Below are 14,494 nucleotides of genomic sequence, written 5' to 3'. Positions count from 1 at the left end.
CAGCGTCTGTCGCCCTTCCGTTCCCATCTTCCGTTCCAGGTGCCTGCTCGCTCAATGCTTGAGCCGCACGGGGACGTGCGGCAGGGGAACATCCATGTTGTTGAAGAAGCACTCTCTTGCAGCCGCTTTGCTGCTTTCGCTGGCTGCACAGGCGACTTACGCCGAATCCACGCCCGATCAGAACGGTACGCTGGAAACGGTGATCGTCACCGCCACGCGCACCGCCATCACCGCCAATGAGGCGCTTTCGTCGGTAACCGTGATCACGCGCGAGGACATCGACCGGCTGCAGCCGGTGTCCATCGCCGACCTGCTCACCGGCCTGCCCGGCGTGTCGATCGGTCAGACTGGCGGCATCGGGCAGCAAACGTCACTGTATCTGCGGGGCACCAATGCCACGCACGTGCTGGTGCTGATTGATGGCGTGCGCATCGGCTCGGTCAGCATCGGCTTGCCGGCGCTGGAGCAAATTCCGGTGCAGGCGATCGATCGCATCGAGATCGTGCGCGGTCCGCGCGCCAGTCTTTACGGTTCTGACGCGCTCGGCGGCGTGATCCAGATTTTCACCAAGCACGGGCAGCCGAACGGCGGCATTGCACCTTCGGTGAGCGTGACCGGCGGCAGCCATGGTTTCGTCAACGGGCAAGCCGGCATTTCCGGCGGCGATGCGCATCTTTGGTACAACGCCAGCCTCGGCGGCGAATACACTGGCGGCACTCCGGCTTGCCGCATGGGCGCGGCGGAGCTGGGCGTGGCGTGTTTCGTCGATGATCCGCGCAATGACGCCTATCGCAACTGGAATGGCTTCGCCAATTTCGGCTATCGCTGGGACAACGGCACCGAACTCGCTTTCGACTGGCTGCGCAGCAAGAGCAACGCGGAATATGCCGGCAGCCCTTACAGCGGCAACGACGGCATCGAAGAACAGTACGTGGCCGGCGCGCGCTTGAGCTTCTCGCCGCTGTCGATCTGGAAAGTCACGCTCAACGCGGGCCGGAGCCGCGACGACAACGCGACCTTCTACCAGGGCAGCTATTACGGCCAGTATTACCCACGCATGGCGACGGGTTATTTCAATTCGCGCCGCAACCAGGCGTCGTGGCAGAACGACATCACGCTGGCGGCGAATCAATTGCTCACCGTCGGTGTGGATTACCAGCAGGAACACATCGCCAGCGATACCGCCTTCCAGCAGACCACGCGCGGCGATACCGGCACCTTTGCGCAATACCAGGGCACTTTCGGCCAGAACGAGGTGCAACTTTCGGCGCGTCACGATCACAACGATCAGTTCGGCAATCACAACACCGGTTCGGCCGCGTGGGGTTATCACTTCCAGAACGGCCCGGTGCTGTCGGTGAGCTACGGCACGGCGTTCCATGCGCCGACGTTCGATGACCTGTATTTCCCGGCATTCGGTGGCGTGCCTACTGCCAATCCCAATCTGCGGCCGGAAACCTCGCGCAGTGCCGAAATCGGGCTTACGCAACAGCTCGATCACTGGAACTGGGGCGTAAATGCGTACCAGACGAACATCAATAACCTGATCGTCTTCGATAGCAATTTCGTTCCGCAAAACCTGAGCCGCGCGCGCATCCGTGGCCTGGAAGGCCAATTCGGCTTCAACCTCGACGACTGGCGCGTGCAGAGCTATCTCACGCTGATGCAGCCGAAGAACGACGACGGCGGCGCAAACAACGGCAAACTGCTGCCGCGTCGCGCGCAGCGCACGGGACGCGTGGATATCGATCGCAAGCTGGGTGTATTCAACGTCGGCGCCACCTTCTTCGCAGCCAGCCAGCGTTACGATGACACCGCCAACACCCGCCGCATGGGCGGCTACGCCACCACCGATCTGCGTGCCAGCTACGCCTTCGCGCCCGGCTGGCAGGTGGAGGCCAAGCTGGCGAATGTGTTCGATCACAACTATGAGACGGCGTACTACTACAACCAGCTGGGTCGTACCTGGTATTTGACGGTGCGGTACGGGCTGTAGGCATGCAGCTCTAGCTCCCTCCCCTACTACACGTAGGGGAGGGAACGTTTCCGGCAAGGGTGAGACGCCCACGAACGCGCGATAGCTGAATGCCATGCCTTCCGGCACGGCCCGACTTCAGGCACATTTGCGGGGCTGGCCCCCCACGGCATAAAGGTGCCCATGAATGTGCCCTTCTTTTTGCTTGCGCCACGGTCCGCGCGGGATTTGCGCGTCCGTAGCTTGCGTTTCCCTGACGCGTCTGCGGGGGTGAGACGATGAATATCTTCGCGCCCATCATCCGCCGCCCCATCGGCACATCCCTGCTGGCGATCGGGCTGACCATCGCCGGCTTCTGCGCCTATCTGATGCTGGGCGTGGCGGCGCTGCCTACGTTCGATTTTCCCGGTGTGTTCGTTGTTGCCGCCCAACCAGGCGCCAGCCCGGAAACCATGGCCAACACGGTGCTGGCGCCGCTGGAGCGGCATCTGGGTCGCATTCCCGGCGTGCAGGAGCTGTACGGCAACGCGACCCAGGGCAGCGCTACGATCGTTGTGCGCTTCGATTTCGGCGTCAATGTGGACAAAGCTGCGACCGACGTGCAGACGGCACTCAATGCCGCGCAGCCTGATCTGCCTGCGTTGCCGAGCCCACCGGTGTATTTCAAGCGCGATACCTCGCAGATTCCCATCCTGCATCTGGCGCTGACTTCCAGCAGCCTGCCGCCTGACAAGCTCTACGACCTCACCGATACCTTGCTTAGCCCCGTGTTTGCACAGATCACGGGCGTGTCGCAGGTGCAGGTATTCGGTGGCACCCCGCATGCAGTGCGCGTGGATATGAATACATCCGCGCTCTCGGCCATGGGCGTGACGGCCAACGACGTTCGCAATGCTTTGATCGCCGCCAACGTGACCTCGCCACAAGGCACGCTGAGCGACGGTCGAACGCAGATGACGGTCACTGCCAACGACGCACTGCATACCCCGCAAGACTTCGCCAATCTGGTCATCGCCACACGCAAGGGCGTGCCTGTGCATTTGTCCGACGTCGCCAAGGTCACCGGCGGTGAGCAGGACAAATATCAGGCAGCCTGGTTCAACGGCGAACGCACGGTCGGCGTCCAGATCAACAAGCGACCGGACGCCAATGCCGTGGCAACCGCCGAGGCCGTTCGCGCCAAGTTGCCGATGCTGCGGCACTATCTGCCCGCCGACGTGCAGATGACACCGATCTTCGACTTCACGGAAGGCACCAAATCCGCCTTGCACGAGGTGGAAGTGGCATTGCTGATCAGCATGGTCCTGGTGGCGCTGGTGATGCTGGTGTTTCTGCGCAAACTGGGACCCACGCTGATCGCCGCACTGAGCGTGCCGCTTTCTCTGGCAGGCGCATTCGTGGTGATGTGGTCCCTCGGCTATACGCTCAACACGCTGTCGCTGGTGGCGCTGGTGCTGTGCATCGGTTTCGTGGTGGACGATGCGATCGTGGTGATCGAAAACATCGTGCGCCACATGGAGCAGGGCGAGACGGCGTTGAATGCGTCGCTGCGCGGGGTGGGCGAGATCGGTTTCACGGTCATTTCCATCACGCTGTCGCTGATTGCCGTATTTGCGCCGTTGATATTCGGCAACAACATGCTGATCATCCTGCTGCGTGAATTTTCGGTCACGTTGACGGCGGCCGTGGTGATCTCGGCGATCGTTTCGCTGACGCTTACCCCGGCGCTGTGTGGCCGCTTCCTGAAACTGGAGAAGGCTTCCGCCAAGCCACCTTCACGTATCGAACAAGCGCTGGTGCGTTTCGATCGCTGGCTGCACAGCCACTACGAGCGCGCGCTGGACTGGGCCATGCATCACCGCCGTGTGATGCGTTGGCAACCACTGATTCTGCTGCTCCTTACCGTCGGGCTGGCCATTGCCGTGGTGAAAACCGCGGGCGGCACTTTCATGCCGGACCAGGACACCGGACAGCTTGCCGTGATGCTTCGCTCGGATGCCAACATCTCGCCCGTCGCACTCACCAAGCGTGTCGAGCAAGCCAACAAGCTATTGAAGGACGATCCAGCCACGCTGGATGTACTCACCATTCTAGGTGGCGAGAATCAGGGCAGCGGTGCCGCGGTGGGTAACACGGCCAGCATGTATGCGGACCTCAAGCCACGCGGTAATGGTCCTGGCGAGCGTCGCGACGACATCAAAGAGGTGATCAAGCGACTGCAGAAGAAATTCGATCCGATCCCGGGTATGAAGGCTTACTTCAACCCGATCCAGTTCTTTAGCGGTGGCGGTGCGGGCGACAATGCCGGCCAGTACGAATTCCAGATCGTCGACACCACCGGCCGCCAGGAGCTGCAGCCGATCACGTTGAACATGGTGCGCAAGCTACGCACCATTTCGAAGTTGAGCGACATCAGCAGCAATTTCGATCAGGTCGGCAAGCAACAGCAGATCCAGATAAACCGCCAGGCCGCCGGCCGTCTGCACGTCAGCGTCGGTGACATCGACGCGGTATTGCTCAACTCGTTCGGGCAAAACCAGGTGTCCGTGATTTACTCGGACATCAATCAATATCGTGTGGTGCTTACCTCATCCAGTGCCGAATCGATGAGCGCTCAGGCGCTGCTCAATCTCTACGTGCGCAGCAGCACAGGCGAGATGGTTCCGCTGTCCGCGCTCGCTTCAGTGGCACCGGACATCGCCCCGATGGGCATCCGCCATCACAATCAGCAGCAAGTCGCCACCATCAACTACAACTTGGCCAAAGAAGTGCAGCAAAGCGAGGGCATTGCGCTGATCGAACAGGCCGCGTTGACAGAACATCTTCCATCCGGCGTCAAACTGGATTTCACCGGCACCAACCAGCAATTCCAGCAGGCGCAATCCAACGGCACGATTCTGCTGATCGCATCCATCGTCGCCATGTACATCGTGCTGGGCATTCTCTATGAAAGCCTCGGCCATCCACTGACCATTCTCTCCACCTTGCCCGCTGCCGGCATGGGCGCGTTCCTGGCCATGCTGGTCACGCACACGCCGCTGTCGCTGATGGTGATCATCGCGATCCTGATGCTGATCGGCATCGTGAAGAAGAACGCGATCCTGATGGTCGACTTCGCGTTGGTCGCACAGCGCGAGCACGGCATGTCACCGCCTGATGCGATTCGCGAAGCGGCGCTCGTGCGCTTCCGTCCCATCACCATGACCACGCTGGTGGCGATGGGTGCGGCGCTGCCGCTGGCGATCGGCTTTGGCATCGGCTCGGAGATGCGCCAGCCGCTGGGTATCGCGATCGTGGGCGGCTTGCTGGTGTCGCAGTTGCTCACGCTGCTGAGTACGCCAGCGATCTATCTGTGGTCGTACGACCGCGGTGTGCGTAAAGCGGCGCGCAAGGCGCGGCGTGAGGAGAAGCGGCGCTTGCGGCACTTTGGGCAGCAAACACCAGCCATTAAAGCCGTAGCCGACGAGGCAACGTAATCCATATGGTCGTCATTCCCGCGCAAGCGGGAATCCATTTTGCTCTGATGCAAAAAGGCGAAAGTGGATTCCCGCTTGCGCGGGAATGACGACCATGAGGGATCGCGTGGCTCCACGTCATGACGGCGATCCCATGCCTTCCGGCACGGCCCGACTTCAAGCACATTTGCACGCATAAATATCGGCGTATGAAGTACGCATGAAAATCTTCTGCGCGCATTTGGGCCAATCACGCGGCTCGCATATTGCGGCCGTACGGATGCCGGCATGAATCTCTTCGAGCCCATCATCCGCCGGCCTACGGGCACTTCGCTGCTAGCGATCGGCCTTGTACTGGCGGGCTTTTGTGCCTATCTCGTGCTGGGCATCGCTGCGTTTCCTTCGGTGCAGTTTCCTGCCGTGGCAGTGACTGCCTTGTTACCTGGTGCCAGCGCGCAAACGGTCGCATCGACGGTCACCGCTCCGCTGGAACGGCAGCTTGCGCGCATTCCCGGCATCCAGCAGATGCAATCCGATTCGACCGGCGGCGGCTCGCTGATCCAGATCCGGTTCGAGATGTCCCGCAATGCGGATCAGGCTGCGCGCGACGTGCAGGCGGCCATCAACGCCGCCGCGCCGGATCTGCCGGCGGAAATGGCGCTGTTCCCGCCGCAATACTTCAAGGCTGACACCTCCACGATTCCGGTGTTGCTGATTGCGATGACGTCGACCAGCATGCCGCCGGACAAGCTTTACGATCTGGCCGACACCCTGATGCGACCGGCCGTGTCGCAGATTACCGGCGTGGCGCAGGCACAATTGATTGGCGGTTCGCCGCACGCCGTGCGTGTGTCGCTGAACGGCGCCGCATTGACCGCCAAAGGGCTGACCTCCAACGATGTAGCGAATGCGTTGCGCGCTGCCAACGTCGCCTCGCCGCAAGGCATCATCAGCGATGGCATGACCCAGATGACGGTGACGGCCAACGACGGGCTGCACACGCCGGCGGATTTCGGGGCGTTGGTCATCGCAAATAGAAAAGGCGTTCCCATCCACCTTTCCGACGTCGCCATCGTTAGCAACGGGCAAGCGGATTCGACCCAGGCGGCCTGGTTCAACAATCAGCATGCCGCGATCATGCAGGTGATGAAGCGTTCCGAGGCCAACTCGGTGCAGGTGGTGGAGGATATCCGCGCCACGCTGCCCAAGCTGCAGAAGCTGGTGCCGGCCGACGTGCAGATCACGCCGATTTTCGATCTGACGCAATCCACCAAGTCCGCCTTGCATGAGGTCGAAGTGGCCTTGCTGCTAAGCATCGTGATGGTGGCACTGGTGATGCTGCTATTCCTGCGGCGCATGCGCCCGACCATCATCGCCATGTTCAGCGTGCCGCTGTCGCTGGCCGGTGCGTTTGTGCTGATGTGGTCGCTCGGCTTCACGCTCAACATGCTGTCACTGATCGCGCTGGTGCTGTGCATCGGCTTCGTGGTGGACGATGCGATCGTGGTGATCGAGAACATCTTCCGCCATATGGAGAAGGGCGCGAAACCGCTGGATGCCGCGCTCATCGGCGTGCGTGAGATCGGCTTTACCGTCATCTCGATCACACTATCGCTGGTCGCCGTATTCGCGCCAATGGTGTTCGGCAACAACGCCATGGTGATGTTGATGCGCGAATTCTCGGTCACGCTGATGGCCACCGTCGTGATCTCCGCCGTGGTGTCGCTGACGTTGACGCCCGCGTTGTGTGGCCGCTTTCTTACCGAAGAAACGCGCGAACGGCCCGCACCAGGCAAGCTCGAAGTAGCTGTGCAACGCCTGGACCGCTGGCTGCTGCACATTTACGAGCGCGGCCTGGACTGGGCCATGCGCCATCGACGCATCATGCGTTGGCAGCCTCTGATTCTGCTTGTGCTGACCATCGGCTTGGGCATGGCGGTGGCAAAAACGGCCGGCGGTACGCTGATGCCAGAAGGCGACACTGGCATGTTGGAGGCGGATCTGGTCGCCGATGCGAACATCTCGCCGGACTTGCTCGGCAAACGCACCCAGGATGTGGAAGCCGTCATGCTGGCCGATCCCGCCGTGCTCGACGTAGCGTCGTTCCTCGGCGGTAACAACACCAACGGCGCGGTCGGCAACGAAGCGACATTTTTCATCGACCTCAAACCGCGTGGTGATGGGCCTGGCCAGCGACGCGATCCCGCAGACAAAGTGATCAAGCGGCTCAACGAACACTACAAGAAGCTGACCGACGTAAACGTCGCCGTGACCAGCCTTGGTTTTTTCAGCAGCGGCAATGAAACCAAGGCGAAGGGTCAGTACGCCTTCGAACTCACCAGCACCACCAGCCAGGCTCTGCAAAAGCCTACGCTGCAACTGGCGCAGACGATGCGCAAAATGAAACAGTTCAAGGATGTGAGCACGACCTTCGACAGCATCGGCAAACAGCAATTGCTGGAGATCGACCGCAACGCGGCAGCCCGGATGCAGGTTAACGTGGGACAGGTCGATCAGGCCCTGGCCGATGCCTTCGGGCAGACGCCGGCGTCGGTGATCTATTCCGACATCGACCAGTACCAGGTGGTGTTGATTGCCGACAATGCCTATTCGCTGAGTCCCGCCACGCTGCTGAACATCTACGTGCGCAACAACCTCAACAAAATGGTGCCGCTGTCCGCGCTAGCGCATATCCGCCCACGCATCGAACCGATCGATATCCAACATTACAACCAGCTCGAATCGGCGACGATCAATTACAACCTTCAGGAAGGCCTAAGCCAGACCGACGGCCTCAAATACGTCGACCAAGCCATGTTCGCCGCGCAACTTCCTCCGGGCGTGATGCGGAAATACACCGGCGACAATCAGCAGCTGATGGAAGCGGCCGGCAACGCGGCGGTCATGTTCCTCGCGGTCATTCTCGCGATGTATATCGTGCTGGGCATTCTTTACGAGAGCTTCATCCATCCGCTGACCATTCTCTCGACCCTGCCCGCCGCCGGCATGGGCGCGTTCCTCGCCATGCTGGTCACGCATACGCAGCTGAGCACCATGTCGGTGATCGCGGTGCTGATGCTGATCGGCATCGTTAAGAAGAACGCGATCCTGATGGTGGATTTCGCACTGGTCGCCGAACGCGAAGGCGGACTGACGCCACCGGAAGCGATCCGCGAAGCAGCTCTCGTGCGTTTCCGCCCGATCACCATGACCACACTAGTCGCAATGGGCGCAGCGCTGCCGCTGGCAGTCGGCTTCGGCATCGGCTCGGAAATGCGTCAGCCACTGGGTATCGCCATACTTGGTGGATTGTTCGTATCGCAGTTGCTGACCTTGCTCAGCACACCGGCGATTTATTTGTGGCAACACGATCGGCGTGTGCGCAAAGCGGTACGCAAGGCGCGGAAAGAAGAGAAGCGACGCTCGCGGCAATTGGGCAAGCCGATTGCCGTGCCTGAAGTAAGCAGGACCGGGTGACATGAAGCGACGTTGGCTGGGATGACAATCCCAGCTTTCTTTGCAGCTTCGTGATGCTGGGATTTCATCCCAGCCTACGTACTGTTTTTGTTTAGGTGTCCATGAACTAGGGATTTCCCTAGTCAACGCAGAAGCACGCCATTTCGTTGATATCGGCCGTAACTGTGTGCATCCATCCCCCTGATTGGAGATTCGATCATGCCGAGCCGTATCGCTGTGTTAGCTGCTGCCAGTTCGCTGTGTCTCACCTTGTTTGCCAACCATGCCATGGCTCAAGCCATCCCACCACCCGCCAACGGCGCGTACTTTGGTGCCTGGGTCAATCCAAACGGTGACGTAAGCCAGGTTCCCCAAGCTACAAAGGCTCTGGAAGTTGCCATCGGCCGCACGTTGGCGCTTCACATGCACTACTACCCGTGGAGATCCAGCACTAGCGCCACTACCCCCAGCTTTCCCGACGCAGCGATGCAGGACGACGTCGCGAACGGCCGCACGCCTGTGATCACTTGGCACTGCGGCAATACCGACGACAATGTCACGGCAGGGCTCGACGATACCTTGATCAAGAACACCGCTGATGCCATCAAGGCATTCGGGCATCCTGTTTTTATTCGCTGGTATTGGGAAATGAATCTGCCACAAGCCAACCATCAGAATTGCCTGGGCACCAGTGGCGCTGCGGGTTATATCAACGCATGGCGGCATATCCACGAGATCTTCGTGGACGAGCAGGTGACCAATGTGACGTGGCTATGGAATCCGAACCGCGGGGACAATACTTCAGAAGATCCGATGCCTTATTACCCCGGCGACGATGTGGTCGACTGGATCGGTGTCGACGGCTACGACAAACAGAACACCAACGATTTCGGGCCGATCTTTAGTCCGTTCTACAGCGAGTTCGCGAGCAAGGGCAAACCTATCCTGATAGGAGAAACGGGCGAGTGTCCTGCCGAGCAAACAACTTATCTTGGTCTGGCACAGGCTGAGATCGAGGGCAAGCCGAACCCTAACGGTTACCACTTCCCACTGGTGAAAGGTTTCATGTATTTCGATGCGGCAGGCAACTACACAACCTGCCAATGGATCCTAGGCACGGGCACTGGCGGCGGCGTGGACGCTTTCGGCGCGATGGGTGCCGACAGCTATTTCAACGCGTTCCCACCGGCGCATTGAACATCCCTCTTTGGCGGCGCCACGTTTTTCTCAGCAGATAAGATCGCCAACGTTGGCACCGCCATGATCACGCTCATGAAAAAGGCACCAGGTTCACGTAAGTCGACCTGGTGCCTTTTTCTATGCGCTATCGCCTGGGACGTCCGTCATCGCACAACTTGGCGCGATCGCCGCGTACGAAGTCACCTATCCAATTCGTTTCCCACGTACGGTTGTCGTAAGAGAACGCCTGTTCCCACCGCGCGTGATCTTGATCGCGTATCGTCCAGAGGTATCGCACCTTGACCGGCCGGTCATGCGCGTCGTGATCCTCGGAATAGAACTCGCCCTGGTTACCATGAAAACCACCGACCACTGGCGGCATTTCCAGCAATCCATCCCGGCTGCTCACCCAGTAGATCGACCACTGGCGCTTGGCCGGATCGAATGCCCGCAGGGTCAAGCCTGAAGTACCTTTGGTGGGGGCGTACATCTCATCCACAGTCGCCATGCCGCCGAGATAGTGCGTTGCGCACAGCGTGGCGGGATAGGTGTACCACTCTTTACTGCCGACACCGGTTTCCTTGAGGCGATGCTGCGTGGTGAGCCAGCCACTGCCCATGAAGTAATCGAAATCGTGCGTGGTTCCGGTGACCGTGGTCGAGTAACCCGGGGGGATCGCTCCGGAATCGGCCTGAGGCGGATCGTCCGTAGATGCGGCCGCCGTTGCTGCAACAACGAACGACATGACCAGCAGGTAGGTGTACGGCTTGCAAGTAGACAGCGTCATTCTGGACCTCCAGTGTCGGCAATGAGAGGATGCGGCCAGACCATTCTGGCCATCCCCATGAGCCGTCCACCACTCAAGAATCGGCGTGCAGGGCAAGCACGACTTGGGGTCGAGGATTGCCGACTGCCTTCGCTCACGGCGATCCGCGCGTTCGAGGCCGCCGCACGGCTGGGCAGCTTTGCCAAAGCGGCAAGCGAACTGGACACCACGTCTGCATCGGTCAGTTATCACGTGCGCCGTCTCGAACAGCAGATCGGCGTGCAGTTGTTCTTGCGCCATGCACAGAAGGTTGAACTGACGGTGCCGGGCCAGTTGGTAGCCACCGAAGCCACCCAGGCATTCGCCGCATTGCGCGCCAGCTTCATCAAGGCCGTCGACACCGACGAATCGCACCTGACCTTGACCACACTACCGACATTCGGCACGACGTGGCTTACGCCAAGGCTGGGGAAATTTCGCGCTCGGCATCCAGAGATCACCTTCGAGCTCGATCTCTCGGTACCTGCGCAGGACCTGACCGAAGGCCGTTTCGATGCCGCCATTCGCAATGGTCACGGCCGTTGGCCGGGACTGCGCGCGATAAAACTCTTTCCGAGCATCTTCATGCCGCTTTGCGCGCCTGCGTTGAAAGATGCAGCGCAGAACATCGCCAATCCGCGCGCGCGGCTAGACGTTCCACTACTTGGCCGTCCAGATTGGTGGGCGACATGGTACCGCGCGCAAGGCTGCCACGATGACACCCTCCCCGGCGAATTCGGCACCAGCCTGCCCACCGAATATCTCGATATTGCCGCAGCGGTTGCAGGCCAGGGTATCGCGATCGGATCACCCATCCTGTTCCGCGCTGAAATCAATGCAGGAAGACTCGTGCCAGCACACGATTTCGTCGCCACCGATGGACGGGCGTTCTGGATGGTCTTTCCCAGTGCGAAGGAACGTCGCCCGAAGATCGCCCGCTTTCGCGAATGGTTATGCGAAGAAGTCGATGAAGATATGCATGCTGCACGCGATTACCTTCGCAGGGTGTCGGGCTTGGCTAGTGTTTGACGCTCAACGGCGGCGTTGTTCGGTGCGCAGTAGCACGCATGGCGTTGGCTACCAAAAGAGACGCGTTCCTCAGGACATCCTCTCGCCATAGTAAAGCCGATAGAACCACGCCCATACCGTCTCTATCTGTTTCTGTATTCGTGCCGGCACAGCATGCGGCGCGGGTGTCACGATGCGAGTGGACTGCCGGTGCGGGTATTTCATCCGATAGTGGCTGTCGCTTTCCTGTTTTCTCGCCGTGAGTCGATCCGGATCAATCTCGAATGGCGACAGCCCCAACCATGCGTACAGATGTGACATGCATTTCACCGGCTGTGCGATCAGGTCTTCGAAACGCACGAAGTACAAACGTTGCTTCACGGTATCAGGCAAATCCAGCACTGCCTGCAGCGCGATAAGCGGCGCGCCGATCACCCGATCTTTCGCGAACAGCGCATCCGCGCGGCCGAAGCGGTCGTAGTCCGCCAGATGATCGATAAAGTCCACGAGTATCGTGCGCTGGTGCTGCGCTTCAATCGATCCGTAGATCTGCCCCAGTTCCCGCAGGCAGACGATCAATTTGGCTTCCGGCTCGATGTGCAGCAGCAATTCGACCGCATGCAACCAGGCGCGGTTCTTGTCGATCACTACTCGGTGCTCACCACTGTCGTGATACCAGCCGTGCAGGAATCCGCGCATGGCCGAGGCCAGATGCGCATAGCTTGTCTCGAACGATGCATCCAGCTGCGACAGGAAAAACTGATCGTCACTGATCATTCGCCGGATGCCGAGCAACGTGTTGCACAACGGCGAGCTGTGTCCTTCGCACTGAATTTCAGGATGCTGCGCGAGTAGCTGGCACAGCAGTGTGGAACCTGCGCGCGGCAGGCCGGTGACACCAACGAAAGTGGGTGTTGCCACGTCAGAATCCCTTGCTGAGCTGCACCCATGCTCGCGTGGACGGGCGCTTACCTGCAAGCTCCGGCGTGCTGCCCACTGGCTGGCCTACTTGCACTTGCGCTATCCATTGATCGGGACCGGCCCAAGCCAGCCCAGCGCCCACACTGCTCAGCGTGGCGTGATTGCTGCCAGTGCTACCAGCCCACTGATGCGGGTTGATCCATAGTCCACCGTTGTCGGCAAACACGCTGCCTTGCCAAGCTCCGCCGGGCAGGTGCAAGTCATGGCGCAGTTCCACCGTGGCCAGATAGCCCGAAGCACCGGCCAGCGTACTCACTTCATAGCCGCGTACGCTTTGCATGCCACCCAGCAGGAACTGTTCGGAAGAGTCCAGGTTGTGGTGGCTGTATTGGCCGCTGAGCGCGACGTACAAGCGCGTCGTGGCAGTGATCGTCTGCAGACGACTTACATTGCCATTCCAATGCAGCTCGTGCCCCTGCGTGTGAGCTGTCACCGCATCGCTGGCTTTCGCTGCAGCGTTATCAAAGCCCAGCTGTCCGCGCGTCAGCGACAGTTGCGCTTGCGTCACACCACCACCGCCCCAGCTATCGCGGTGATCGAATGTGCCGCTGGCCGTCCAGTCCCACGAGTGGCGGTCATCGTGCACACCGGTGCTGCCGGTGTCGTCCGCCAAATGGTGATTGTCCACTTCAAGCCGGGCACTGACGTTCGTATTGGGACTGCGCACGATGGATTGCGACAACCATGCACTGGCTTCGGTGGCATGCCCTCGTGCATGCAAGTCCTTCAAGCCATCGCCCAATTGGTAGGACAGCGCAGAGTACGCAAGTCCGAACCGGGTACCCGCACCATTGAGCGCAAAGTCATAAGCCGCGTGGCCATAGTGCATGTGCTCGTCGGAAGCCAAAAGCCCCACGCTGAGCTGATCGCCGAGACATGTCAGATTGTTCACGGTCACGTTGCCGCCCAAACGGATGCGACCGGTGTAGCGATCTCCCCCATCATCCAGCGTAAGGTTGCCAGTCACGGGCGGCAGCGCTTGAGCATCGACACTTAGATCGCTGGTGCCGGGCGCACTGCCAGGGCCCAGCACTGCGTGCCCTTGCACTCCCGGCAGATCGTTCATCAACAACAACTGGCGATCCAGTCCATCCTGCGTGACCAGTTGACCGCTTTGCAGCGGGCTGAGGGTCGCTTTGAGCAGGCTCGTCTGAACACGACTGTGGTTGATCAACTGAACCTGGTCATAGCGCGCCTCGATGACTTTGAACTGCACCACGCCATCACTCAACGCCTGTGCCGGCACAACAGCGCGGGACAACGGATAACCGTGGGCGCGATAGTAGTCCGTGATGCGCTGCGCGAGGACGTTGAGCGTGGCGAGCGTCTGCGTGTGGCCTTCGCCATCGGCGATCAATGCGTGCAGCGTATTGGTATCGAAAGTCGTGTTGCCGCTGACGACGATCTGCTTCACCTCGAAAGGGGTGTTGTCGGTGACGTGAGCGGTCACGGGCGTCTGAATCTGTATCCCCGGCTCACGTTTGGGCAACGGTTGCTGCGGAGGCTGCGCCTGCTGCAGTAGCTGACCGCTGGTGGGCGGCGTCTGCTGCGCAAACGCGGGAGCAGCCAACAGGACGATGGCGAGGGGCGACAAACGCAACGCGGTTGATCGGGTCACAGGCAAGCATCCGAAAG

Annotated in this window: 8 protein-coding genes; 5 read left to right on the top strand and 3 right to left on the bottom strand. The window is 60.3% G+C overall.

The genetic code is table 11. From position 1 onward, the window contains the following. Positions 1-94: 94 nt before the first annotated feature. The 4 genes from QQJ86_RS01870 (at position 95) to QQJ86_RS01855 (ending at position 10,083) form a co-directional block, all read left to right on the top strand. Positions 95-1,996 (top strand): TonB-dependent receptor domain-containing protein, encoded by a 1,902-nt coding sequence (locus QQJ86_RS01870; RefSeq protein ID WP_284319196.1) that lies wholly within the window; start codon positions 95-97, stop codon positions 1,994-1,996. 257 nt (positions 1,997-2,253) lie between these two features. Further along, a complete protein-coding gene (locus QQJ86_RS01865) occupies positions 2,254-5,451 on the top strand; it encodes an efflux RND transporter permease subunit (protein ID WP_284319195.1) in 3,198 nt (1,065 codons plus the stop codon). 267 nt (positions 5,452-5,718) lie between these two features. Then, positions 5,719-8,907 (top strand): efflux RND transporter permease subunit, encoded by a 3,189-nt coding sequence (locus tag QQJ86_RS01860; protein WP_284319194.1) that lies wholly within the window; start codon positions 5,719-5,721, stop codon positions 8,905-8,907. A gap of 198 nt (positions 8,908-9,105) precedes the next feature. Continuing rightward, positions 9,106-10,083, top strand: a complete 978-nt coding sequence (locus QQJ86_RS01855; RefSeq protein ID WP_284319193.1) for a glycoside hydrolase family 26 protein — start codon at positions 9,106-9,108, stop codon at positions 10,081-10,083. A 127-nt stretch (positions 10,084-10,210) separates the two neighbouring features. Here the strand turns inward: QQJ86_RS01855 and QQJ86_RS01850 are convergent, their stop codons facing one another. Further along, positions 10,211-10,852 carry a hypothetical protein gene (locus tag QQJ86_RS01850; protein ID WP_284319192.1) on the bottom strand — a complete coding sequence of 214 codons (642 nt, stop codon included), beginning with the start codon at positions 10,850-10,852 and terminating at the stop codon, positions 10,211-10,213. Between the two features lie 57 nt (positions 10,853-10,909). On the opposite strand from QQJ86_RS01850, the gene QQJ86_RS01845 reads away from it, so the two are divergent. Continuing rightward, the gene (locus tag QQJ86_RS01845) at positions 10,910-11,899 is read left to right on the top strand and encodes a LysR substrate-binding domain-containing protein (protein ID WP_284319191.1); all 990 of its coding nucleotides are present in this window, start codon (positions 10,910-10,912) and stop codon (positions 11,897-11,899) included. A 69-nt stretch (positions 11,900-11,968) separates the two neighbouring features. On the opposite strand, the gene QQJ86_RS01840 is transcribed toward QQJ86_RS01845, so the two are convergent. Together QQJ86_RS01840 and QQJ86_RS01835 are read right to left on the bottom strand one after the other, a co-directional pair. Continuing rightward, positions 11,969-12,799 carry a sulfotransferase family protein gene (locus QQJ86_RS01840; RefSeq protein WP_284319190.1) on the bottom strand — a complete coding sequence of 277 codons (831 nt, stop codon included), beginning with the start codon at positions 12,797-12,799 and terminating at the stop codon, positions 11,969-11,971. 1 nt (position 12,800) lies between these two features. Continuing rightward, a complete protein-coding gene (locus tag QQJ86_RS01835; RefSeq protein WP_284319189.1) occupies positions 12,801-14,477 on the bottom strand; it encodes a ShlB/FhaC/HecB family hemolysin secretion/activation protein in 1,677 nt (558 codons plus the stop codon). Positions 14,478-14,494 lie beyond the last annotated feature (17 nt).

The organism is Dyella acidisoli, from assembly GCF_030160295.1.
Taxonomy (GTDB): Bacteria; Pseudomonadota; Gammaproteobacteria; order Xanthomonadales; family Rhodanobacteraceae; genus Dyella_B; species Dyella_B acidisoli.
This window is presented reverse-complemented; position numbering and strand designations above follow the sequence as displayed.